The organism is Nostoc sp. UHCC 0302 (assembly GCF_038096175.1).
Taxonomy (GTDB): domain Bacteria; phylum Cyanobacteriota; class Cyanobacteriia; order Cyanobacteriales; family Nostocaceae; genus UHCC-0302.
Genome location: NZ_CP151101.1, coordinates 143,926 through 167,493, shown reverse-complemented (window position 1 = coordinate 167,493; position 23,568 = coordinate 143,926). Strand labels below are relative to the sequence as shown.

The following is a 23,568-nucleotide window of genomic DNA, read 5'->3' as shown; positions in this document are numbered from 1 at the left end:
GAGATTTTCCGCCAACGCAGTAAGCTGTTCCTGTATAGGGCTGATTACTCCTCCAGCCGATCCCCCAAACTACATTACGTGCTGTTTGAGCCGATGGACTGAACGTGTCCAAGGCGCCATCAGGATTGTTGGCACCTATATCCGGAATATTTTGTCCATGTTCAGGCAAGAGGAATGGTCCAGCATCGAGTACCAAAATTCTCGGTTCTCCGAATTGGTTTGTATCTTTTGGGTTTTTTGTGAATTGGTAAACTTTCGCTGCACAATAGCTTCCGTACATTCCAGCCCCTAGCACAACTACATCAAAATTCAGTAGTTGATTTTCATCTGGGACAACTTCTTCAAGCGTATTGCAAATAAAACGACCCATTAGATCTTTTGAGAGGGTTGTTGCCTGAACATCCGGCAATTCATCCTGACTAAAAAAGACGATTTGTCCATTTTGATCGCGCAGATCAGTTCTTTTAGGAAGTGGCATTACAGATACTCCTGTTGCAGATATTCAATGATTTAGTTAGTGGCCCAAAGATTTTAGAAAACTCAAGCAGGGAGAAAAGAAGTATCCACCACCCTTAAGTGTTACAAACTGTGCGAAATTTGTTTCTACTGGTCGTGTGGGCGCTTTTCCCCATGCTCGCGGCCAGTGTCGGGGTGGCTGAGCTTCTTCTCTAATAAGCGGGTCTTTATCACCATCAATCTTTTGACCAATGACAGCATCAAGACCCGTTTGGTCAGGGTAGTTCTTGCTGCCGGCTCGTTGCTCTTCTGGTAAGGGCTTAGTGCCATTTTTGGCATTCTCCGCCGTGTCAAAATCTGGTTGAAGAAACCGGGGATTATTTGACCAGAACCGCTGCATAAATTCAAATTGCTCCCAAATATCTGCCTGGTAGCAAAAGAACAATAAACCGACACCGCCAGTTGGCAAGTCATCTGGGCTATTGGATTCTGACAGCGATCCACCGTAAGGAATTGCCCGCCGAGCAATCCGATGTCCAAGTTCTTCTTCAACCGAGCGGGCGAAGGTACCATCACTTCTGACTGACTCTAATCGCGGGTTTGTCTTCCGAATGTGTGCGTGAAAAGGGCAAGTTACACCGCCTGGATCGCCGCTGTAGTTAAAGTCATTTGGGATTGGTCGCGTCCCATCCCCTGGCTGAAGTACAAGTGGTGTTCCATCCTTAAATCGTCCAACAGCCATTGCACCCACCAGTTCAAGTGGCAAACCGAGTTCTTTAGCTACCTGACGCTCCGCAAGTCTGAAAGCCTGCACATTTTGCTCGAGTTTCCGGTACACAAGGAAACTTCCAAAACTCCGATTGGGAGAACCGTTGGGATCCGGTACGAGGACGAGACTTAGGGGTGCACGGGGATCCCAAAAACTTCCTGCACCGTTGTGAGTCTCCCGTTCTGCTTGGCGTCTCAGGAATAATGGTTGACTTCGCCCGTCTACATAGCCAAAGTGCTCAACCGCGACACCATCTTCTGGGTCAGATGGAGAGAATCGCTTCTTTAGATTCATTCCGCGCTCGCCCACTATGATTTCCGCAACTCCATTAAGCTCAGCAACTACAATTCTCTCGACAGCTATCATCTCGGCTGGATCGTCTGCTGCGAGGAAGAACATTGCGTGAATTGCTTTGTCCGTATAACCTTCTTCCCATTGCTTCTGAGGAGGATCGAGCAAGAACCCCTGCCTACTTGCCATTCCGTCTCTGAACACATCGCTGTATGCGCCTACATTAGGGTTTTGATCGCCTTCTTGGTTATTTCGTCCCTCTGTTGCTGGCTCTTTGCTTTCGCTAGGCTCGCACTGCATTAGATTTGAAGCTGAGTTACCCCTGTTTCGAGGATCGGCTCCCCTTGGGATTTGCTCTTCCGGAATACCGAACACTCTGTAACCCTCTGCTGAAAGGGCAAAGTGGCCAAAGACTCCCGCGTCGATATCATTCTCGCGATAGGCAATCGATTGCTCGACCTGGGCCCAGGCTGAAGTAATATATCGGCTTGCAAAACTAGCTATCCAACGCTTTATGCTCTCTTTACGACTAGTATGGAAATGTAGAAAAAAATGTACGGCATGATATCGACCATGACCAGTGAGGATATTTCCCTGCAAGTCTTCTAATACGTCTCGAAAAGTGGGATCCATCTCATCAATAGGCCCACGGTTATGGCTCAAATCTAATGGCATTATCTGACTCCTTTACTAGGATTGTTATCAGAATATATTTGCTCTAGAGAACAGGTAGGGCAGAAGCTACTCAATAATATTCAATCGAGATGCGTGTAACTTCTTGCAATACGGTTAGATAACATTTGAAAAAAAACGGACTCCTGGGGCAAACATATATTCGCCTCCAGTTGCTACTAGGGGTGGATCTAGCGAAGCTGTCATGAGGGGCAAGATAGCTGGAAACTATTGCTATATCTACGCTTAAGCATTTTTGACATCGAACTAGAATTTCTGCATGAATGCACTGCTACTTCTCACCCCATAATTGCTTTTCGCCTACCAAAGAGAATTAACCCTGTTATGTCAAACTGGGAAAAGCCAATCTCTGAAAGCCTTTCAGAGCTTAATTTTTCAGCTTTTGGCTAGAAATTTTAATTTGTATTAGAAAAGAAAGGCTCAAAGTTTGATTAAATAAAGGTTCCAATGTTTAGCTGCGATTATTGTTTTCCGAAAGTGACAGAACAGGGTTAATAATACTGTTTGGTTGGAGTCTTTGGATTGGGCTACAAACCTTGATATCAAAGAGTTTCAGTCAATTCACGCCAAAAGATGATCATTGCCCTAGCTGTAAAACCTGTAAATAAAGTTAATAAATACTCCGGTTTTTGTAGCGATGGATACCTAACTTTTGTCCCCTGGTGACAGCTTCGCTATATCTAGGTCAAAATGCGCTTTGGCTACTTTTACCCCCTCTAGAGAAATTCGGTCAAATGGCAGTTGCTATACTAGTTTTTCTACTCTTGCAGTTCATTAGCAAAATACTCTAAGACAAGCCGAGTTTTAGTTTCTTGAACACCCGTTGGGTCAAGCTTATTGTCCTTTAGATATTGCATGAACTCCTCTTGAGCCACCTGTGCGTGCTTTGGCTGAACTCGAATGGATAACTCAAGAAGCTGTCTGCCGTCAGGTATGTGCCAACGTTCACAACGAATCGGATAAGTCAAACTGCCACCAAGCTTTGGCTTCCAGCGAAAAGCTTTAACTGGACCAAGTACTTGCAAATTATTAAGGTGAATTTCAATTTGAGCACTTGTCTTCAGAAAATGTTCCTGTTGCTCAGAAAAGAGTTTGTCTAGTGAGCGCTTACCTTCGAGCGTCTCTTCAATTTCATCTTGTTTCTGCTCGGTGGTGAAGGATGCAGATTCGATTCGGCGATCGCCTACCCAATCTCCTTCAATTTTGAAACCCTCTATTCCTCGCCATTCTGAAGAAATCTGTGACGAAACAGGACGAAGCTTTACGGTAGAATCATCTGGGTTGTCCTGGTTTTTACGAAGGCGCAAAATAATGCCATGCTCGAATAGTTGAAGTTTTCCAGTTGTGCGGAATGTTTGAATATCCTCACAGAAGTAAATTTTACGTTTCTCTGACTCATCTTGTTTCAGTTTAAACAAATCTTCTGCAACCTTGATTTGTTCTGGTTTGATTGTCACCTTAATTTCAACCGCGTCAAGTTGCTCCAATGAGTTACTCATATTTTTAGTCACTACTATATAAATTGCCGCTAAATCTAGTAGTTCACCAACCCAAAATTGCTGTGTAGGTCGAGCAGGGGGAGAATTGGAGGAAATAATGCTATTATTCATTGATTTTGCTTCCCCTGCCTCCCTTGCTGACCACAACGCAAAGTTGTCTTGGCAGACTACTAGTACGCAGGCTTGATAGAATTTTCCTAGCTAAAGAACAGTCGTTCCTTCTCACGAGGCGAATTTGGCATTAAGCCGAGATAGCTACATATTCGGAAAGTAAGGCTGAAAACGATTATCCTGCTTAGGTTTGGTAATTTGTTACTTCTTTGTACTTAACACCATTATAGATAACGAAAAATCAAGCCTTTTCAGCCACTATTTCCGTTTTCGTTCTTATCTCGGCTCAATGCCAATGCGATCACTATCAGAATTTATCGAAAACAGCCAAGACAAGCCTTGAAAAAGAAGCGGCTTCATTTCCCTGCGCGATGACTCTCAAGCCACTGGAGTAAAACGGCGAACGAAGGAGACATGGTTATATCAGACTGACTAATTACAGTCGGTTCGCTGCCATCTTCCTCAATCGTGATTGTGTAACTCATCGCATCTCGGGCGCGCCCCGGTTTATCCTCTTTGATCACTGAGGCTGTCTTAGCCGCTGCCACTAACCGTACCAGCTCTGATGCTACCGATTCTGGAAGAGCAGACGATTCTACAATATATGGTGATCTGAGGATCCCAGCCGCCAGACCGCCGTACTTCGTTAGAGTGACTTTCATATTGCAATTTTTCCCAGCAATCGTTGCATATTATCAAGATAGATAATAGACATCTCCAAAAAGAAGGTAAAAACGTTAAATATAAAATCTCTACAAGGTTTCTGGGCAACGTATAGTTCATTTCTGGAGAAGTCTAATAATAGAACAGTACCCACAGGGCTTACTTCTTTTCCTTCAGGGTACTTACTTTGTCAATGTCTTAACCTGAGAAGCCAGGGACTCAATTTGCTTAGTTAGTGCGACGAGAGAATCACCATCGGCCGTGCCGTTCCGACCTTTGCTGGGACCCCAGCTCCTCGCACCTGCAATCCGGATTCCCACCTGCCGCCAAGCTGAAGCTACTGCCTGCTGCTGGATACTGTTGGGGCCGTACATCTGTCCAGCCTTCATATAGGTGGTGTTCGCAAAGTCTTGGAATTGAGTGAGCTGGTTCGATGCAAGTAGCGATTCGTACCAGATGGAGCCGGGATCCTCCCATGCGTTTCCACCAATATTGACGGCTGTTAGATAAAAAGCCTTGTTCGGAATACCCGAATTGATGTGAACCCCACCCCAATCACCTTCTTGGGTATCCGGAAGTACAACGAACCTATCCATGTGGTCGGGCTGCGGGTCTTTGCCTAACTGGCTGTTGTCGTAGGCTGTCCCTGGGGCCTTCATTGATCTCAAAGCATCAGCACCGATATGCGGGGTAAATATCTCAGATCCAATTAACCAGTCTGCCTCGTCGGCCGTTTGTCTGAGTGACCACTGCTTGACCAAAGACCCGAACACGTCAGAAATAGATTCGTTCAAGGCTCCTGACTGAGTGTGGTACTCCAAGTTAGCGGTGAACTCAGTTACCCCGTGTGTTAGCTCATGGGCGATCACGTCAAGGGACTTAGTGAAGTCGGTGAAGATGATATCATCTCCGTCCCCGAATACCATCTGTTGTCCGTCCCAGAATGCGTTGTTGTATCGAATGCCATGGTGGACGAATCCGTCCAGACGCATACCTCGCCCGTTGAGTGAGTTCCGGTTTAGCACTTCCTTGTAGAACTCTCGAGTGGTTCCAAGCCCTTCGAAAGCTAGGTTGACGGACTCGTCTGGAACGGGGTCCATATCATCCTCTCGACGAGCAAGAACAGCAGAGGAGAGGATATAGCTGTTTTGGCAGTTATAGATGCTGCGCCGACCGCTAGCTGGAGTGGCGAGAAAGCTAGCGGATGCCCGCACTGTTCGTTCACCCCGTAATTGAGAAGTTGTCAATAGGGTGTTCAAAGCCGCTTTGCGGACATTTTCGTCTTTACTTTCCAACAACTTTTTAAGGAGATGGGGGGGAGTAATGCAGCTCAAGCAACGGCAAGTTTGGTTCATAGGATACCTCGCTGGTTAGAGAATTAGGATAAGCTTTTTCAGCTTCTATTTCCGTTTTTGCAGAGATTTCGGCTCAATGCCTAATTAGGCTTGGTTTTAGTAACAGAAAAATTTTGGTCGTTAGTGAGGCATCGGAATGAACTGTCCCATTTACGACGCTTGGCTGATCACCACTCAGAAGTCTGCAATAGGGGAGAAAGTAGCGAAGCTGCTATTAGCCGCCATGCAAGGGCTGAAAACATTACCCAGAGAGAGTTTTATCAAAATTTTTCGACTTTTACCCTAAAAATAAGATTTTGCTCAACTGGATACACACTTAAAGGTGTACCATTTAAACCTCACTGATTTTTGCAGCCTAAAACCCTTGTGGTTACGTTAGTAAATGCCGTATCAAATAACTTAGACTTCAATTGATACAGCCAAAACAAGCTTTTTCTCCGTTTTTTGCTAAAAAGAGCAATTTTATTTTTGTAAGCCTTTCCTAGCAAGACTTACAGGCGTTGCGTGGCGGCTCGTGTCAGACTCGCTACTTTCACCCCCAATAGCGGGAATTCGTTGTTTGTGTTTAGGACTGTCCCATTTATGGTTCAATTTGGGACAGTTAAACGTTCATAAACGAGCATAGGACTAGAAAAAAGATGACTTCTAGAAACCTTGCTCTATAAGCTTCTCAGTCTTAACGACCAAAACTTTTCCTTTGCTAAAACTAAGCCAATTAAGAAACTTTATCCCTCCATTAGAAGCAAGATACTAGCTTTAACCACCTCTCTTAAGAGCGATACCTTAGCTTTCACTATCCTTCTTAGGAAGGAGATTCCAGCCTAAGCTAAATTACCAAAATCCAAGCAACTCTTAACAAATAGGCGGCGCAGCGGAGTGTCTGCCTCTGCCTGCAACAATCTGGGTGGCTCAACAAGTGTATTTTTGGCAGTGGCAGACACCGCCTATTTGAGCGAAGCGGTTAAGAGTTGCGCTATCACTTAGAGGGAGATTCCTTTAGAGCCTGTCAAGAGACAACTTTTACAATTTCTTTCTTAAAAACAATACCGTAGCCAATTTACGAGGGTTCAACGCCTGTAGAAACGGGATGGATACGTCGTAAAGAAGTAAGCTTGGCAAAAATCTCGGCTAATAAAATAGGCTCAGGCATTTCGGGAAGCATTTTTATAATTTCACGGACATATCGAAAACCACGATAATGAGCCTTAAGATCAAGAATGCCGGAGTCGGGATTAAGGAGACGAAAATCCATGAGAAGATTATGGGATAAGTTGACCATAAAGAATGCTAGATTAACAGCATTAGTCACAGCAATTTGACTTAAGTTCATAAAATCTTCCAATCCCCAAAATTGCTTGGCATCTCGAAAATTGAATTCGATCTGAAAGCGCAGCTTGTAGTAGTCAATTATTTTCTCAGATGACAATTCCAGGTCGCTAGAAAATAGAATCACATGGCTGCGAGCATGAGTTTTAAGATTGGTTTTGACTAGAATAACTACATTCAAAGCTTGAGCAAATTCTCCTGTGTTGTAAAGTCGCTTGATAAACGTCAGTTTGAATATCCTTATCAATGGTACTTTTACACAAATACTTGTTAGGTATGATATTGTAGTCAATTTTATCTCCGTATTTCCGGCGAGAGGAACTATTGGGGTCAGGGTGTTGATAAGGTATGTATAATGCCGAATCGTAGCGAAGCTTAGAAATTATATGCAAGTTAACTTGACGAGCCATCTGCAAGGCATTATTGTTTCCAAAATGTCCATTTAACACTAAGTAAGTAAGAACCTATCCCACTAATAAGATTTTGTTAATCCAGATGTGGATTGTAGCAAGGTCAATGAATGCGTCAAAGTAAACTTTTTGACGTTCCCATCTAACAACGAGACGACGGTATTTGCGCTGATACCAAGCAAAACACCGCTCTTGCTGAAATCTAGGAACAGAGATTTTGATTGGTCTCCCTCTATTTTTCTTGGTTTTCCAAACTCGTTTTGGGATTTGAGGGCGAATACCTCGTTTGCGTAGATCAGCGCGTTTTTGTTTCGAGTCGTAACCTTTGTCAGCAGCCAGCACCTTGATTCGTTTACGTGGTCTGCCGCGTTTTAATGTTTTGAGTTTGACTTTATCAAGTAGAAGTATTACTTGTTCTCTTTCGTTACCGTTGGCTGGGGTAGTGGAGTTAGCCAAGGGCATTCCACCACCTTCGGTCACCGTGTGAATGAGAATACCTTTACCTTTGCCACCATAGGCTACGTCTTCACCTCCTCCTTTCCCAGGGGGAAAAAGACCCGTCAACCGCGCCAAAGTTCCAGTTTATCAGTCCCTGATCATTAGCGATCGCTAATATACGCGCCTGTAAATGTTCAAATGTTCCATCCTCACGCCATCGTTTTAGCCATCGGTGGGACGAGCTTTTAGATGCCCATGTCTCCCCACGCGGCAGATCACACCATCGACACCCAGTAATCAAAATGTACAACAGGCTATTTAATACATGGCGATATGGTGCATGAGGCATTCCTTTACCACGCTTGGATGCCTGCTTAGGAAATATATCCTCAAATAACTTCCATTCCAGGTCGCTCAAGCCCTCAAAACGTCCAGCCATCAACGGATACACCCAACTCAATTCATAAATAGATTACCACAATCTGGCATTAGTGGGATAAGTTCAAGGGGAATAAATTTAGCTAATAACTTAAATAGCGACTTAATCATTTTTTTAATTCGGAGTAATTCAGGTGTGAGAATTACCTGAGTTTTATGGCTCTTCGGTTATTTTTATGGAAAATCTGATTCAAAGTTATTGAAAGCTTTACTCTGTAAGCATTTCATTCAAAATAGTGCCAAAATTCTTTATAACGCTTGCCGTACAAGGGTTTTGTTACAATCAATCCTCACTCACCATAAAAGGGACGCAAGAGCCAGTTTTATTCTTGTTTTTACTCCCCTTTGGTCGTCCACGCCCACGTTTCTCTTGCGGTTTTATTTCTTTGGTTTGTGACGGGCTACTTTTTTCTATATCGCTCTTTATCACCTGTTCTATCTGAATCGGAAACGAGTGCCTTTGCTCAACACTGACTAATGATAATGTAAAAAAAGATAGCCCTAATATGGGTTTGCTAGCCAGGCTAGAAAAAAATCTATCCAGCCCGTAAGTTTGTTTCCCTGATTTACTGATTACAACTTCATCTCCTGCTAGTAAATATACCTCATTCGCACGAAATAAATGCCTGCGAAAGAATACCCAAAACAATGTCGCCCAAGGTATTACTGTATGAAAGAATCTCAACATCGTTCTATAGAACCCATTTGATATCTTTGAAGTGAACAAGTAAAATCGGCAGAAACAGTGGAATAGAATCAGGTCAGGGCGAGAAATGGGATATTCAAGCGACGTAACAGACAAAGAATGGGAAATTATTGAGCCATTATTGCCAACCAAGAAGAAAACAAGACCCCCTGTGTGGACAAAGAGGCAAATTTGGAACGGGATATTTTATCAACTTAAGAATGGTTGCAATTGGGCAGACTTACAAGCGAGATTTGCCGCCCTACTCTACTGTGTTCTGGTATTACAAGCAGTGGTGTGAAGATGGCATCCTTGATCCAATTATGGCTAATTTACATCAGAGAGTGCGTGAACAAGTAAAAAAAAACCACAGTGGACAACCCTAATCATGATTGATTCACAAGCGGTCAAAAATACTTGTAATGCCAGTATTGAGCCGAAAGGATTTTGTTTTTACAAAGCGACCAACGGGATCAAAAGACATCTAGCAGTAGATATATTGGGTTTCCCCTTCTTCACTCACTGCACTACCGCCAACGTATCTGATGACCAGGGGTTGATTGAAATCTTCTCACAAAATATCGATTATTTCAAATCTAAACCACTAGATTTGCCCAAAACAACTATTTTAGTAGATCATGGCTACCATCCTGAAAAAATTATCCCAGCCTTGGAGCAAATTTATCCCCAGATCATGACCAAAATCCAATTTGAGCTCGCATGCCTTGCCATCAAAAGCTGAAAAGGAAGCCAAAGGACAATCCGGATTTGTTCCAGTGGCTGCTAGATGGGTGATAGAGAGATCGAATGCTTGGGTAGAGCGATGTAAAAGTTTAGTCAAAAACTTTGACCGGACACTCGCTCGTGCCAATGCCAAGCTCAAGCTTTGTTTTATCCGATTGATGCTCAAACGACTAGCTGCTAGCTAGAAAAAAGATATTAAATGGGTTCTATATCCAATACCGTAGCCAATTTACGAGGGTTCAACGCCTGTAGAAGCGGGATGAATACGTCCTAAAGAAGTAAGCTTGGCAAAAATCTGGGCTAATAAAATAGGCTCAGGCATTTCCGGAAGCATTTTTAAAATTTCACGAATATATCGAAAACCACGATAATAAGCTTTAAGATCAATAATACCGGAGCTAGGATTATGCTGACGAAAATCAGCGAGAAGATGGTGGGATAAATTGACCATGAAGAATGCGCTTGTTAGCAGCATTAGTTACCGCAACTTGGCTCAAATTCATAAAATCTTCCAGCCCCCAAAACTGCTTGGCATCACGAAAGTTAAACTCAATTTGGAAGCGCAGTTTGTAGTAATCAATTATTTTTTCATATGACAATTTTAGGTCGCTAGAAAATAGAATTACATGACTACGAGCATTAGTTTTCAGATTAGTTTTGACTAAAATAACTATATTCAGTGCTTGGGCAAATTCCTTGTGAAGGAGAGTAGCTTGATAAATATCAGTTTTGATATCGTCTTCAATAGTACTTTTACATAAATACTTGTCAGGTATGTTACAATATTCAACCTTGTCACCCTTCGGGTTCAGCAGTCCCCTGCGACGGGAAACCCGTCTTCAGGGCTGCTTCACCGTATTTACGACGAGAGCGTTTATTGGAGTCAGGATCTTGATAGGGTATATACAATGCCGAATCACAGCGCAGCTTGGAAATTATATGTAAGTTAACTTGTCTAGCCATCTGCAAGGCATTATTGTTTCCAAAATGACCATCTAATACTAAGTAAGTTAAAGGGATAAAGTTAGCTATTAACTTGAATAAATTATTAATCATCTTCTTAATTCTTAGTAATTCCGATGTGAGAATTACTTCTGCTTTGTTTTTATTTTTACTCCCTTTTGGCCGTCCCCGTCCACGTTTTTCTTTAGGTTTGATTTCTACTAATCTTGGCGATATACTACTTGTTTCTGTATCGCTCTTGATTACCTGTTCTATCTGAATCGGAAATGAGTGCCTCTGCTCAACACTTACTAACGATAATGTAAAAAAAGATAGTCCTAATATAGGTTTACTAACTAGGCTAGAAAAAAATCTATCCAAGCCATAAGTCTTTTTCCCTGATTTACTCACTACAACTTCATCTCCTACAAGCAAATACATCTCATTCGCACGGAACAAATGCTTGCGGAAAAATAGCCAAAACAACGTCGCCCAAGGAATTATTGTATGAAAGAACCGCAACATCGTCCGATAACTGCCACCAGTCCCTGTCCAACGGGAGATTCCTAACATCGTTATTCTCCCATTCATTGCTAGCATCGCCATTATTATCTGGTTCAACTGACGCATCGTCGTAGCATTTATCTGGGGTAATAGGCATTGTAAAAGTGATAGGATATCGAACATGGGCGAATTGTAGCGTTTGAGTTGTCGTTGTGGTAAACAATAACTCTACTACAGAGCGCCCTATCTCTTCACCCTCTTCTTTTGGCTAAGGTATTGATATCGAAATTCCTCTCATGCTCACCGCTACAACTATTGATGGTATTGCTAAGCACTTTCAGGGTAGCTATGTATTGCGGCAGACGAATAATATTCCCGGCTCAACTCAAAGTCAAAGGATGTGGCATATCCACTCTGCGAAGATTACTCCGGTCAATTAATTCTGTTTTTTCATTCTTAATACAGAAAAATAGCGGCTCTATCGGGTTTAATATACTAATGTAACAGACGATACAAAATAGTGGGTTGATTTGCTTAATCTGTTGGAATATAGCTGTTGATTCAGTATAGTTTAAACGATAGAGCCAAAATAGCTAGATTTCTACACCAACCCACACTTCATATTGCTTTTAGTGCAACCTCCGACATCAAAGCGCCAACTTTTAGACATTACGTAGCGATATGTACAGAACAATTGAGCCAACTTTAGTGGCAAAATGTTTAGAGCTTGCATGAATTGACTAAAGGAGTTTTCAAATGTCTGTTTCCGAAATTACTCAAAAGCTTCTAGCAGCTAAACAAGATAAAGGACTTAGCTTCGCCGATTTAGAAAAAATCCTTAAACGCGATGAAGTATGGATTGCAGCTTTAATTTACCGTCAAGCTAGTGCTTCTGAAGAAGAAGCAAAGTTATTAGTTGAAGCTTTAGGACTAGATATAAGTTATATTCAGCAATTAACTCAACATCCTACCAAAGGTTTAGGAACAGTTGTACCTACTGATCCATTAATTTACCGTTTTTATGAAATTATACAAGTTTATGGATATCCAGTTAAAGCCGTGATTCATGAGAAATTCGGTGATGGCATCATGAGTGCAATTGACTTTACGTTGGATGTAGAAAAAGAAGAAAATCTCAAAGGTGAGCGGGTGAGAATAATTATGTCTGGTAAATTTTTACCCTACAAAAAGTGGTAGTAAAATAGTTTTTGTTTCTGCACTAATTTCTTATTCTTATAGCAACTTTGGTTGGCAACTTTTGATATTTTTCATAGGATTTGAGTTATCCCTCTTCTGCCACTCTCCGAAAACATTTGCTATTTCTGAGTTCTAAAGCTTTTGTATAGCAAACGATCACCAGTTTTTTCCTAATAACAAATACAAGATCCATTTTTTTCTAATAGTATAGCTTGTATTGATCGCCTCATCAGGCTTCTAGCGATCGCCCTCCCGGAGAGTGACAGAAGCTGTTTACGGACGCGCTGGCTTCCGTTATGGATGAAAGAAAATGTCCCGAAAAAAATTACACTTTTATTGTGTCCTGACAGTTAAGACTGATCCCCCAATGGTGCTTTGCCGCCCGTACAGAAGCTTGGTTCTGGGTTGAGACGGTTATGACATTGGTGAAATGGCTACTGCCATTATCCCGTTTAGGAGACTGTATTCATCCGTCAGCCCAGGTTAGGGCACGCTTCCAATTGCGACTATTACTCTGCATTAAAGAGGGAGCCTTTAATGATGAAAACATCAAAGTCCAAATCCCGTTTCCATCAACCAAGGACGAATGACACTTCTGACCTAAGACAAATCAACCCAAATGCAGCAGGTATTGATATCGGTTCAGAATTCCACTGGGTGAGTGTTCCAAAAGATCGAGCATCCGAGAGTGTAAGACGTTTTGGCTGTTACACCGGTGACTTGTATGCCCTTGCAGATTGGCTGGCTGAATGTAGAGTGGAAACTGTAGCAATGGAATCAACAGGGGTGTATTGGATTGCGTTGTTTCAAATCTTGGAGACAAGAGGTTTTGAGGTCAAGCTTGTCAATGCCCATCATGTGAAAACTTTACCTGGACGTAAAACTGATATTTTAGACTGTCAATGGCTGCAACAGTTACACAGTTATGGATTGTTGTCTGGTTCTTTTCGCCCGGAAGACCAGATTTGTGTTCTGCGGAGTTATATCCGCCACCGGGATAGTCTTATCAAAAGTGCTTGTGTTCACATCCAACGGATACAAAAGGCTTTAACCCAGATGAACGTGCAATTGCATAAAGTTGTTAGCGATATCACTGGTACCACTGGGATGGCAATTATTCGAGCTATTGTTGAAGGAGAAACAAATCCACAAATTTTGGCAGCTAAAAAACATCACCCATCACCGCGTTAAACGCTCTGAAGCAGAAATTGCTGCTGCGTTAAATGGTGATTATCGTAGTGAGCATGTCTTTGTACTTCAACAAGAACTACAACTTTACGATGTTTATCAAACTCAGATAGCAGCCTGCGACCGCCAAATACAGGAGTGCTTATCTCAATTTAGCGACAAAGTTAATTTGAACGAATCTCCGCTTCCCCAACCAAAGCACATTCGCCATAAACCCCAAGGCAATGAACCTGCTTTTGATTTACGTACCCATCTTTACCGAATTAGTGGCGTGGACTTCACTGCTATTGATGGTCTTGGTATCCTAACAGTACAAACCATTATTTCTGAGGTTGGTTTAGATCCTAGCCGATTCCCAACTGTTAAACACTTTACTTCTTGGCTTGGTCTTTGTCCTAGCAATCGCATCACTGGTGGCAAAGTTAAAAGTTCTAAGACTCGTCTTGTAGTTAACCCTGCTACCAATGCTTTCCGAATGGCAGCACAAACAGCTGGCAAGAGCAATTCTGCTTTGGGTTCTTTTTATCGTCGCTTACGTTCTCGCCTGGGTACACCCAAAGCTATCACTGCTACTGCTCATAAGTTGGCACGAATTTTCTATCGACTTTGGACGAATGGAGGTAACTATCAAGATCCTGGCATGGATTATTATGAGCAACGTTACCAAGAACGAGTCATCAATAACCTCCAGAAAAAGGCTCTAGCTTTAGGTTTTGAGCTTGTTCCTCAGCCTCAAGCAAATACGGTTTCTTAGGAGAGGGATAAGTATTGTTGATAAAATCATTGAAAATGTCTGCCATGAATTGAGTTATGGACATTCTTCGGCTTATTTCCCAACAACTCTAATATTCAATCGAGATGCGTGTAACTTCTTACAATAGGGTTAGATAACATTTGAAAAAAACCGGACTCCTGGGGCAAACATATATTCACCTCCAGTTGCTACTACCCACCCACCTGGAATTGGGAGATCAAAGCCACTAGTGTCATTGACCAAAGAAACTTTAGTATTACGTGCTGCACTGAGTATCGGATCTACACCTCCGCCAGCCTTTGGTTTATTTTCATCATTCACCCAGTCGTTCATCAAAAACTCAAACTGCTCTTCAATTGATGATTGGTATGCAACAAACAGAAGCCCCCGATCAGCCTCAGGTTTTTCATCTACTTCCGGTCCAAAAGTGATACCACGTCTAAGAATTAACTTCTGAAAAACCCGTTCCCTGTTTCCAAGATCTGTACCAGATTCATCTCTCGGATTTACCTTGCGAATGTGTGCTGCAAAAGGGCAAATACGTCCATCCGGATCAGATGGATTGAGTGGATGGGGGTCATTTGGTAGCGGTACAGTCGTTGCTTCGGCAAAGGTGAAGTAGTTCTCACCTAACTTGTGTTCTCCTCGATCAACATTGGGATCGCGCATTACTGGCCATCCAGACGCCCACCGACCGACAAGCAATGCACCAAGTCGCTCTGGAGTGAGGTCTGGATCAAAACCATTTTGACGCAGTGTTTCAGATGCTTCAGCAAGGAATGTATGAAACCCCTGCACGTTCTGAGATAATCTCCGATAGGCTAAGAACGAGCCATTCACTGCCCAAGTCGGTCCAGGAGGCTCCGAATTTGGACGACTCGATTCTGGCTTATCTTTAAACTGTCTCAAGTAGCCAAACAAGAAATGACCTGGCCATATTAGAGGACGACCAGGTGCAGCAAATCTACTGCGGTAGATATCGAATGCTGAATCTTCTGGCCATGTTCGTGATTCAATAAAATCTTCTGCTACAGTGGATTTACGCCCTCTGAGTGCTGGATGCGAAACGCCATCCTTGAAGCCGAAGTGTTCATGCCCAGCCAGTGCACCAGGTCGTACTCGCCCTCGATCAACATGGATCAGTTGTAGTCCCTGCTGTTCTGCGGAAGTGATGAGTTCCTCTTCAGTTTTCACCGCCCAATCAAAATCATCAGTTGCGAGAATGAGAAGTATATCTGGACGACGAGAACCAGATCCGAAAATCCAATTTTCTGGTGCTCCTGGTTCACCACTACCCCGAGGCGGGTCGCCAATGGAGGCTGCTCTTTTTTCAAGTCCTAGTTTAAAAGCTTGATCGTCAAAATCCTCAATATCTGGTACGCCAAGTTTCGCAAGTCCTTGTGCTGAAATTGCACAGTTGAGAAACAAGAAGTCAAGATTGTCAGGCTCGCGCCCTAATTTCAAACGCATCGCCTTCCACATACTGTGAGCAGCAAGAACCTCTCTAGCTGTCCACAGCTTTGGAGCGAGTGACTTGAGCCACAGTCGTGCTGGCTCGGGATCAACAATTTGAAGGAACAAGAAGTGTTGGCTATCCTTCTTGAAGCCTGGCAAAACATTGCCTTGGATATCGTCAAGATCTAAAAGTGGCTCTTCAAGCATTACATCTCTCTACGTGTTCTGTTTGTGTTCATACGGCTAGACATACCACCAAACGCAGTAACTGCACTTGAAGGAGTTACTGCCGCTGAAGTTGGTAATGGGAATAAGGGTGTACCTGTGCACCCGATCACTCGCGGCAACGGAATTTGTTGCGGCTCACTTACCAAAACTCCAACACGCACATTGATACGAGCTGCAATCTGAGCACCAAACTCGATTTGCTCGCCATCAATCTTGATATCCGAAACAGTGTAGTCCTTGCTCTCAGGTACTGCATACACAGCACGAACAATATAGGATTTGTTTGGATCAGTATCCTGTGAGCCTCGTAACACTTTCCAGAATGTATTGGCTGGAGTTGAATCAGGTGTCTCCCACCCTCTCAAGTCAATATCACTTATATAAAGCCCAACTGGATTTTCAATAGTAATAAAGCGGTTTTGTCTAGCAAAGTTATTAATTGCGTTACCAATACTCGGATCGCTTTGACGTGCTTCATCGCCATACTGACCGCAGCGAATAAGTCCTAGTGCATCTGTAATGGGATTACTAAGCCGATTAACTCGCAAGATACAAGACCGAGACACAATGTTCACTTGCGCGCCAAGTGTGTTGTTCGGTTGCTGCATATGTACAGCAAATTCGTTATTGTAACGGTTGTACCAGTCATATTCACCACTGCTGTCAACTAAATCATCAATTGTAACTGATTGAATTCCAGTGAGCTTGCGATAAACATCTACTAATAGATCGCGTGATTCCTGTGACGTATAGAACATGAAATTGTAGTATTCTGGGGGCTCGCTCGTGAAGATAACTTCTGTAATCTTATTGTCAGTGTTACGTTTGACAACCCACTGGCAGTATTCATCTTGAATTCTGGTGATCACGGATGAGCCATTCTGAAAATCAAAAGGTTGTCGTTGATCCAAAAAGGTAAATTTCTCATCTGTGTTGTTGAATTGTTCATCAAAGCTTGTCGGGAGCGCTGACCAGATAACATTCTTAAGTTCTGAAGGGGACACAATAGGCATTGATGCAGGATTGTATACGCGCAAATCACTGTCAGAACGGCCCCATCTTTGCAATTCTCTTAGCGCATCACCATAGAGATTTCTTTCATACTGCTCATTGATGAATGAGCTCCACAAGGCTTTTAAATCAGGAACACTTTCAAAATCAGTCAATTTTGCGGTTGGCTCGAATACCCACATTTCCAAGGCTCCTTTCGATATTTTGAACAAGACAAATTACACTATATTGATAAAATTGATTAAACAAAATTGGTACAGCTTTTAATGTGTGCTTAATTGGTTAAAATCTCATCTTTAAGGTAAAAGTTATACCCAGATTAAAATCACTTATGTTTCTAATTTTACTAATTGAAAACCCTTTAAGATATGAGTGAAATCTTGATGTTTAGTTTGTTGTAATAGTTCTTGTGCTTTATGCATTCTCTCAATCTCCTCTTGCCAAATTGATGAAGTAAATCCTTTTGAATAATATTTAAGACATTGTTGGATATGTGCAGCAAAAGCTTTTCCTAATCTCAGGGAGTAGTGTTCCAAACAGTCACTACTACTTAAACCAGAAGCAATAGCATCTATAATACTGGTTGCTAGGATTGCACCTCTAATAGCGTACCCTGTACCATCTCCACTAATCGGGTCTACGGAAAAAGCCGCATCTCCTACAGCAAGCCATTTATCTCCACACAAAGGCTGTAAAATTTGAGGAAAAGCTGTAAAAATTGCTAAAGTTCCTGACAATTGTGAAATGAAATCTTGAATATGGCGTGTTTGTTTAAGTAAGTTTATAAAAATTGATGCAGGTTCTCCTGAAAATGGGGGAACCATACTTTGGAGTATTGCTCTGTTGCCACCTAATGGAGCAAAAAATAGCCAGCCTCCTGATACACTTTCTATCCAGTAAATATCTTTTTTAACCAAGTTAGTCAGCCTAACTTCTTGAGAAAGTATGCATCGATTTCCAAAACTGTGACGATGGCTTGCTCCCAACTTTCGAGCAATTATAGATTGACGACCACCCGCGTCCACAATCCAAGCAAATTCACTTTGGCGTTCCAGTAAATTATCTATACTAGCTGGTAATTCCTGAAATTTAATTTGATTGTGGTACTCATCTAATAAATGCTGCCAAAGACAATTCCTTAATGAGTTACCATTAATAACCATGCTTGGTTCAGCCATACTTAAAAAGTTTTCATCATTTCCCCAGCATACTTTACGCTCTTGGAGCAGATGCAAACTATTCCAAAAACTACTCTCTAGTTGCCAAATATCTTGCAGAAGATTGCAGGTTATCTGATTAAGGATTAAAGTTGGAGAAAAACATTGATTTCCCCATATTTCTATTTCCCAGCCGCGATTTACAAGCAAACGGGCACAAGATAACCCAGCAATACCATTACCAATCACTAAAATTTTTTGCATTATTAAGGGGAAATCAATAATTGTAGTTGAGCTAAGGCAGGAGGCAAGAGCCAAGAGCCAAGAGCCAAGAGACAGAGGGGTAAAGGAGAATTGCTCTGTTACCTGTCACTTGCGCTAATCTGCATCTTCTTCAATCAATTGATGTATGTGTTGGAATAGTTCTTCGTTGATATGCTGTTGACGTTCAGCTAGCTCACGTTCTGTAAAATCGCTAGTTTCTTGTAATTCTGTAATAGTATCTTTTGTTTCTATAAACAGAGCATTCATGCGACCGCTAGCATTGGCACGAGTTATGGTAGTTGTAATGGTTGGCGGGAGCTTAAATCTAGCTCTGACACCTTGACTGGCCATATAGTGATTGGTTTCGTGCAGGTTAAACATAGCACGACGCGATTGTTCTAGTACCAGTCCGCCAGCGCGATCGCCTAAAGCAAAACTTACCTGAAGCGCACCTAGCAAAACACTATAGTTTTGATCGCTTAATTTTTGTAAACTAGCTAATTGCGTTCCAGATTGGGGATTTTTTAAAGGACGAAGATAGGAATCAGGGGAAATTCCCGCTAAATGTTGCTGAACAGATACAAACCGCCTGTAATGATTTTCTCCCTCATCAATAATTAGTTTGATTAAAGGTAATAACCGTTCTCGTTCGGGGAATTGTTCTGGTTGGCGATCAATACTAGTCAATAAGCGAACATACATCCCATCAATTCCTTCTCCAACTGACTGACTAGGTTTTTCCACATCAATAAACCATTGCAGTTGTTCTGGTGTCAGTCGCTCAAGCTCAAAAGGTCGGTTAAAATTGCGTCCAATAAATTGCGCTCGTCCTAGAGAAGGCGGTTGCTGCATCAAATCAAGCGCTTCATTTACCCAACGAAGGTGACGCATTTCATCAACTGCAATCAGAAAAACTTCATTGGCTGCGGCAAAAATGCGGCGTGTTTGTTCGTCTACATCCGTATCAGGTAAACGCATAGGCGCATTTACTGAATAGTGTGCATAGAGATACTCAACACACAAAGCGTGTTCGACTGTAGTAAGATAGCGCAATTCATTAATAACTTGTTGTCTAGTCATCAACTTATTTACTGGCGGGACAGGCGGTGGTATAAACTGTTCGCTTTCGCGATCATTTAATACAACTGGTAGTTGATTCCAAGCTCCTTCAATTAGTTCAGCATAATTTAATTCTTGGTCTCGTCCCCATTGCGCCAAGACTTCTGATGGCTGTGGTGTGATATTTCGATTCTTACGCTGAAAATTTAAATAAGGTTGCTGTCCATCTGCACTGGTAACTATATCAGGTTTACTTGCAGCCCAATAGAAGCAACCACAATCACGAAAATCATATTGCCAAGGTGAACAAAGACTGCGAGTGAGGTCGCCGGGTTGATAAACATCTATATCAATTACACCGTTTTCATCTAAGTATTGAGCGCGTTGACCAACTAATACCGCTACCACCAGCCTACCGTTATCATCACGTTGGAATAAACTTTTTCCTGAATCATAAATCTGATTTAATTGTCGGCTCAAACCCAAGCTAGGCGTTAGTATACTGCCTGGTGAAGGGCCAAGGGCAATCGCAATTTTTCCAGGAATTAAGTCATGAACGCGCCGCCAAACTTCTAATCCATTTAATCCATTGAAAAAGAATACAGGTGGATCTGCTTCGCTTTGATTATGAGAGGATCTGCCCACTAATGCCCAGAGAAATAAAGGAGGATTATTATCAGCTTCGGTTAATCCCTGTTGTGCTGGCTCACCATTGGCTAATATTTGATGCAGAATTGCCCCATCTGAACGATGAAACTCAAAAATCAAACCAGGAAAAAAGGCTTTATCAAGATTGCGCTGATCAAACTCAAGTCCTGGATAACAGTTATCAACACCACTTTCAAGTCTCGTATTGCTTGGGTTACCACCTACCACATAATCAGCCCGTGCAGTCAAATTGCGCGGAAAAATTTTCCATTCACTCGGATTTTGAGAACTGCCATTATTCATAAAAACCTCTAAGTCTGGGTTCAGCCAAGTTTATTTGTTGATTAAAATATTGAGGACGAATGGTAGATAATTCAACATAAGCACTCAAACAAAAATCTAACCATCCTCGAATATAATCACAGCCAATTCGCCCTCGGCGAGACACTTCATGATAACAACCACCGCCACACAAATATCTAGCCCAGCATCCTTTACAAGGTTCGATATAATCCACATGATTACGAGTTAAATGCTCTGCTCGCGCTGGCAAATCTGAACCTTCCCAAATGCTACCCATCGCAAACTTAGGATCGTCAATTAAACGATGACAAGCAAATAACTTACCTTCTGCATTCGTACTTAAATAGGCTGCACCTGCACCACAAGGATAAGGCCGATGGCTACCGCGATGAATTTGGTGTAGTGCTGTTTCTAAATTACTAAAAGGATAGGATCTGCCAGCTTCAATTTCTTGCAATGCTTTTTGTCCGCAAGCGATAGCCTGTTGCAATAAAAGAGTAAAGTCTTTAGGAGCAAAGGCTAAACTAGGATCGGGTGATACTAAGACTACAGCAAAACCAACTTCATCAAAGCCTAAGCTAATCACATGATCGAGGATTGGTAATAGTTCTCCTGTTTTAGGAGTAACTGTAATGCGGGCTGCTAGATGTTGCGGTCTGCCGTAGCGATTCAGTAACGCTAATCCTTTTTGTAAACGCTTGTAACTACTAGAACCATTATTCATGGCTCGAATGGCATCATTTTGTTCACGATTCCCGTCTACACTGATGGCTACAGTAAAAGGAAACTCGGCAAATAGTTCAGCATCTTTCTTTTGCAGTAATGTTCCATTAGTAGTAATGGAAAAACGCATCTGACGATTAGCAGCTTGAGCCGCTTGAGCAGCATAGCGAGTAGTTTCGTGGACTACACGACGGTTAAGCAAAGGCTCTCCCCCCATATAACCGACAACTAATCCTACTGTCGGGTCTGACTCGGCAATTAGTCGATCAACTGTTGCCTTAGCTACATCCAGACTCATCAGGCGGGCGTGACCGCCAAATTTACCTGTATCTGCATAGCAGTAACTACAGGACATATTGCACGCCTGAGCAACATTCAGAGAAATTAAGGCAAGAGGAGGAGGGGTAAGGGGTTGACCGTCGATGTATTGGGAGAATGAATCTAAGGGAAAAGAGTCCACCTCTGACCAAGATTGTTCTAGACGATTGGCAACTTCTGGAGCCAAGTCGTAAATCCGACTGCCATCTACGACGAATAAATGAGAGCCTATTACACTTTTGAATAAGCGTAGTTCTGTGTCAGGATGTTTCATGATCCTGCCTCTGCATCTCGACGCAAACGATTTGCCCATGCTACTAGTAGGTCATACTGCCGTCGAGTTATGTGCATAGGATATCGATCAGAACCGCGCATTAGTGCTGGCATTTTGCGGTCATAATAGCGATCACCAATCATTGGTTCACGAATCCACTGAGCGATGAGTTCAGGATTTTCCCGCAATCTATCTTCAAATATTTCTAGAGAAACAAAACGTCGATGTCGCTGACGACCAAATTCTGTTAAAGGTAAAGGTCGTCCGAGAATTTGTTCTATCTGAGGAAAGGCTTTAGCTTCTGCGGTATTTTCCGATAATCCTTGAGCTAGAGCAATGTTACGGTTTTCACTCCGAATCCGGTCGTTTTGAAAGTCTAAATTCATTCCCTCCATCGTTTCTAAAACTCGTTCCAACAGATCCCCAACTTCTGCGGTGGTGAGATTCATGTCTGCAACATAGTCTAATTCAGACACGCTTTGTCGAGAGACGCGATCACTCAATCCATCTGCTAGCGAGGTAATGGGACGGCGATCGGGTGCATAATCTGGTGGCCCAACGACTATGCGACCAATAGCCTTTAAACCTTGAACAGAGCAAGTAACAAGGCCATCACAAACATCATCAACTAAACCGAGACTGATTCTTCTATTTGGCTCTGTATCGTCTTCTAGTGCAAATAATCCACCTGGATTCGTGCGCGGATCGTCAATGATTCTGAACTGGCACCAAGTTGCTTCTGGATTCAAAATCAAGCTTACTACATCCCGACTCAACGTATCTGTGATGATGTTGGCTCCAGAAGTGGTATTATCTTGCTGAAGACTTAAAAGGGGATTTTCAATCACAGGACGAGCAGGTTGAAAATTGGGATCGTTCTGCAATTCTGCTAAATATTCTTCGCGAACTTTGGTAAATTTAGCAAAATGACTGTCATCTCTTTGGGCTGGAGAACCTTCACCCTGCATGATAATTAGATCGATCGCTTTTATTGCTGAATCCAAGTCTTTAACCTGAATCATCCCTGGAAAAATCCCAGTTGCTTGAGCTTCAGGCGGTCCAATAAACAGTTTTTGACCGATAGTCTGAAAGCCTTGGCGGATTAGTCCGTACAGTTCTCCAATGGTGTTATACTCAAGTTTTCTAGGAAGTAATGGTTGTGGTAGCGCCGCCAGGAGTCTTAACAATTCTTCATCTCTGATGCTCTGACAAAACTGAGTCCAATTCCCTCTTTGTTCCTCATTATCAAAATTATTTGGCAATTCAAAGCAAATATAGCGGTTCAGCGTGGTTTCATTGAAAGGCGCTAGTTTAAATGAGAGTTTTAAAGAAGTGTAGGTTTTAGCCTGGGGAAAATTTGCGCGTCGGAAATATGGCGCCCCTCCTATGGCTGTGAGGAGATTGCTAGCAAGTGCAAGATGCAGCATTTCTTCTACTGCAATTCCATTAATTGTCCGCCGCCACCGATTAATCTTATTTAATTGAGCTTGAGAAACTCCCTCATCTGTGGATTCTTTTAAAGAGAAGGCAGTAAAAAGATACTGGCAGGCCAGTGAATGTTCCAGTTCTGATGCCTGTGAGAGAAGATAAAGTAAGTCTTCTCTGGTTTTGACTTGATTATCTGTACTCATATTGGGTAATAGTTTAAGAAGGAATGATAATGGG

At 42.4% G+C, this 23,568-nt stretch carries 18 protein-coding genes and 5 pseudogenes; 7 read left to right on the top strand and 16 right to left on the bottom strand.

The annotated features are described in order from the left end of the window. Positions 1–514: 514 nt before the first annotated feature. From WKK05_RS39180 to WKK05_RS39165, 4 genes are all read right to left on the bottom strand, one after another. Positions 515–2,149 (bottom strand): hypothetical protein, encoded by a 1,635-nt coding sequence (locus WKK05_RS39180; protein WP_341531919.1) that lies wholly within the window; start codon positions 2,147–2,149, stop codon positions 515–517. 818 nt (positions 2,150–2,967) lie between these two features. Then, positions 2,968–3,819, bottom strand: a complete 852-nt coding sequence (locus tag WKK05_RS39175; RefSeq protein WP_341531918.1) for a hypothetical protein — start codon at positions 3,817–3,819, stop codon at positions 2,968–2,970. 356 nt (positions 3,820–4,175) lie between these two features. Further along, on the bottom strand, positions 4,176–4,481 hold the full coding sequence (locus WKK05_RS39170) for a protealysin inhibitor emfourin (protein WP_341531917.1): 306 nt from the start codon (positions 4,479–4,481) through the stop codon (positions 4,176–4,178). Between the two features lie 183 nt (positions 4,482–4,664). Beyond that, entirely contained in the window at positions 4,665–5,837 is a 1,173-nt protein-coding gene (locus tag WKK05_RS39165) for a M4 family metallopeptidase (RefSeq protein WP_341531916.1), read from the bottom strand. Positions 5,838–5,973: 136 nt separating this feature from the next. On the opposite strand from WKK05_RS39165, the gene WKK05_RS39160 reads away from it, so the two are divergent. Then, the gene (locus tag WKK05_RS39160; protein ID WP_341531915.1) at positions 5,974–6,123 is read left to right on the top strand and encodes a hypothetical protein; all 150 of its coding nucleotides are present in this window, start codon (positions 5,974–5,976) and stop codon (positions 6,121–6,123) included. Positions 6,124–6,894: 771 nt separating this feature from the next. Here the strand turns inward: WKK05_RS39160 and WKK05_RS39155 are convergent. The 5 genes and pseudogenes from WKK05_RS39155 to WKK05_RS39135 all read right to left on the bottom strand — a co-directional run. Continuing rightward, positions 6,895–7,455: a transposase gene (locus WKK05_RS39155; protein ID WP_341531914.1), complete on the bottom strand. Its 561-nt coding sequence runs from the start codon at positions 7,453–7,455 to the stop codon at positions 6,895–6,897. Next, positions 7,445–7,573, bottom strand: a pseudogene (locus WKK05_RS39150) (transposase); the annotation flags it as partial. The pseudogene WKK05_RS39150 and the gene WKK05_RS39155, both read right to left, overlap by 11 nt. A 54-nt stretch (positions 7,574–7,627) precedes the next feature. Continuing rightward, positions 7,628–8,137, bottom strand: a complete 510-nt coding sequence (locus WKK05_RS39145) for a transposase (protein WP_341531913.1) — start codon at positions 8,135–8,137, stop codon at positions 7,628–7,630. Next, positions 8,100–8,450 (bottom strand): transposase, encoded by a 351-nt coding sequence (locus WKK05_RS39140; RefSeq protein ID WP_163928970.1) that lies wholly within the window; start codon positions 8,448–8,450, stop codon positions 8,100–8,102. The genes WKK05_RS39145 and WKK05_RS39140 overlap by 38 nt, the downstream gene beginning before the upstream one ends. A 321-nt stretch (positions 8,451–8,771) precedes the next feature. Continuing rightward, positions 8,772–9,206: pseudogene (locus tag WKK05_RS39135) on the bottom strand (transposase); the annotation flags it as partial. Between the two features lie 16 nt (positions 9,207–9,222). Here WKK05_RS39135 and WKK05_RS39130 point away from each other — a divergent pair. The 3 genes and pseudogenes from WKK05_RS39130 to WKK05_RS39120 all read left to right on the top strand — a co-directional run bounded on the left by WKK05_RS39130 (position 9,223) and on the right by WKK05_RS39120 (position 10,063). Beyond that, positions 9,223–9,435: a transposase gene (locus WKK05_RS39130; RefSeq protein ID WP_341531912.1), complete on the top strand. Its 213-nt coding sequence runs from the start codon at positions 9,223–9,225 to the stop codon at positions 9,433–9,435. Next, on the top strand, positions 9,356–9,520 hold the full coding sequence (locus WKK05_RS39125; protein WP_341531937.1) for a hypothetical protein: 165 nt from the start codon (positions 9,356–9,358) through the stop codon (positions 9,518–9,520). The genes WKK05_RS39130 and WKK05_RS39125 overlap by 80 nt, the downstream gene beginning before the upstream one ends. A 2-nt stretch (positions 9,521–9,522) precedes the next feature. Further along, positions 9,523–10,063 (top strand): annotated as a pseudogene (locus WKK05_RS39120) (transposase). 44 nt (positions 10,064–10,107) lie between these two features. Here the strand turns inward: WKK05_RS39120 and WKK05_RS39115 are convergent. Continuing rightward, positions 10,108–11,507, bottom strand: a pseudogene (locus WKK05_RS39115) (transposase). A 113-nt stretch (positions 11,508–11,620) separates the two neighbouring features. Between WKK05_RS39115 and WKK05_RS39110 the strand changes: the two are divergent. The 3 genes and pseudogenes from WKK05_RS39110 to WKK05_RS39100 all read left to right on the top strand — a co-directional run bounded on the left by WKK05_RS39110 (position 11,621) and on the right by WKK05_RS39100 (position 14,463). Then, on the top strand, positions 11,621–11,764 hold the full coding sequence (locus tag WKK05_RS39110; RefSeq protein ID WP_341531911.1) for a hypothetical protein: 144 nt from the start codon (positions 11,621–11,623) through the stop codon (positions 11,762–11,764). A 316-nt stretch (positions 11,765–12,080) separates the two neighbouring features. Then, positions 12,081–12,521: a cyanase gene (cynS, locus tag WKK05_RS39105; protein WP_341531910.1), complete on the top strand. Its 441-nt coding sequence runs from the start codon at positions 12,081–12,083 to the stop codon at positions 12,519–12,521. A gap of 540 nt (positions 12,522–13,061) precedes the next feature. Next, positions 13,062–14,463, top strand: a pseudogene (locus tag WKK05_RS39100) (IS110 family transposase). A 129-nt stretch (positions 14,464–14,592) separates the two neighbouring features. Here the strand turns inward: WKK05_RS39100 and WKK05_RS39095 are convergent. The 6 genes from WKK05_RS39095 to WKK05_RS39070 all read right to left on the bottom strand — a co-directional run bounded on the left by WKK05_RS39095 (position 14,593) and on the right by WKK05_RS39070 (position 23,534). Continuing rightward, positions 14,593–16,125 carry a hypothetical protein gene (locus tag WKK05_RS39095; protein ID WP_341531909.1) on the bottom strand — a complete coding sequence of 511 codons (1,533 nt, stop codon included), beginning with the start codon at positions 16,123–16,125 and terminating at the stop codon, positions 14,593–14,595. Continuing rightward, positions 16,125–17,345, bottom strand: a complete 1,221-nt coding sequence (locus WKK05_RS39090; RefSeq protein ID WP_341531908.1) for a hypothetical protein — start codon at positions 17,343–17,345, stop codon at positions 16,125–16,127. Before WKK05_RS39090 ends, WKK05_RS39095 begins: the two co-directional genes overlap by 1 nt. Positions 17,346–17,486: 141 nt before the next feature. Continuing rightward, positions 17,487–18,578 carry a hypothetical protein gene (locus WKK05_RS39085; protein ID WP_341531907.1) on the bottom strand — a complete coding sequence of 364 codons (1,092 nt, stop codon included), beginning with the start codon at positions 18,576–18,578 and terminating at the stop codon, positions 17,487–17,489. A gap of 114 nt (positions 18,579–18,692) precedes the next feature. Beyond that, positions 18,693–20,588, bottom strand: a complete 1,896-nt coding sequence (locus WKK05_RS39080) for a ferritin-like domain-containing protein (protein ID WP_341531906.1) — start codon at positions 20,586–20,588, stop codon at positions 18,693–18,695. Then, a complete protein-coding gene (locus WKK05_RS39075) occupies positions 20,581–21,903 on the bottom strand; it encodes a radical SAM protein (protein WP_341531905.1) in 1,323 nt (440 codons plus the stop codon). The genes WKK05_RS39080 and WKK05_RS39075 overlap by 8 nt, the downstream gene beginning before the upstream one ends. Next, positions 21,900–23,534, bottom strand: a complete 1,635-nt coding sequence (locus WKK05_RS39070; RefSeq protein WP_341531904.1) for a ferritin-like domain-containing protein — start codon at positions 23,532–23,534, stop codon at positions 21,900–21,902. Before WKK05_RS39070 ends, WKK05_RS39075 begins: the two co-directional genes overlap by 4 nt. Between the last annotated feature and the right edge of the window lie 34 nt (positions 23,535–23,568).

Bases quoted from the DNA above. Each gene is read 5' to 3' on its own strand.
- WKK05_RS39180 (WP_341531919.1), bottom strand. From the start codon at position 2,149: ATGGATCCCACTTTTCGAGACGTATTAGAAGACTTGCAGGGAAATATC.
- WKK05_RS39175 (WP_341531918.1), bottom strand. From the start codon at position 3,819: ATGAATAATAGCATTATTTCCTCCAATTCTCCCCCTGCTCGACCTACA.
- WKK05_RS39170 (WP_341531917.1), bottom strand. From the start codon at position 4,481: ATGAAAGTCACTCTAACGAAGTACGGCGGTCTGGCGGCTGGGATCCTC.
- WKK05_RS39165 (WP_341531916.1), bottom strand. From the start codon at position 5,837: ATGAACCAAACTTGCCGTTGCTTGAGCTGCATTACTCCCCCCCATCTC.
- WKK05_RS39160 (WP_341531915.1), top strand. From the start codon at position 5,974: ATGAACTGTCCCATTTACGACGCTTGGCTGATCACCACTCAGAAGTCT.
- WKK05_RS39140 (WP_163928970.1), bottom strand. From the start codon at position 8,450: ATGGCTGGACGTTTTGAGGGCTTGAGCGACCTGGAATGGAAGTTATTT.
- WKK05_RS39130 (WP_341531912.1), top strand. From the start codon at position 9,223: ATGGGATATTCAAGCGACGTAACAGACAAAGAATGGGAAATTATTGAG.
- WKK05_RS39125 (WP_341531937.1), top strand. From the start codon at position 9,356: ATGGTTGCAATTGGGCAGACTTACAAGCGAGATTTGCCGCCCTACTCT.
- WKK05_RS39110 (WP_341531911.1), top strand. From the start codon at position 11,621: ATGCTCACCGCTACAACTATTGATGGTATTGCTAAGCACTTTCAGGGT.
- cynS (WP_341531910.1), top strand. From the start codon at position 12,081: ATGTCTGTTTCCGAAATTACTCAAAAGCTTCTAGCAGCTAAACAAGAT.
- WKK05_RS39095 (WP_341531909.1), bottom strand. From the start codon at position 16,125: ATGCTTGAAGAGCCACTTTTAGATCTTGACGATATCCAAGGCAATGTT.
- WKK05_RS39085 (WP_341531907.1), bottom strand. From the start codon at position 18,578: ATGCAAAAAATTTTAGTGATTGGTAATGGTATTGCTGGGTTATCTTGT.
- WKK05_RS39080 (WP_341531906.1), bottom strand. From the start codon at position 20,588: ATGAATAATGGCAGTTCTCAAAATCCGAGTGAATGGAAAATTTTTCCG.
- WKK05_RS39075 (WP_341531905.1), bottom strand. From the start codon at position 21,903: ATGAAACATCCTGACACAGAACTACGCTTATTCAAAAGTGTAATAGGC.
- WKK05_RS39070 (WP_341531904.1), bottom strand. From the start codon at position 23,534: ATGAGTACAGATAATCAAGTCAAAACCAGAGAAGACTTACTTTATCTT.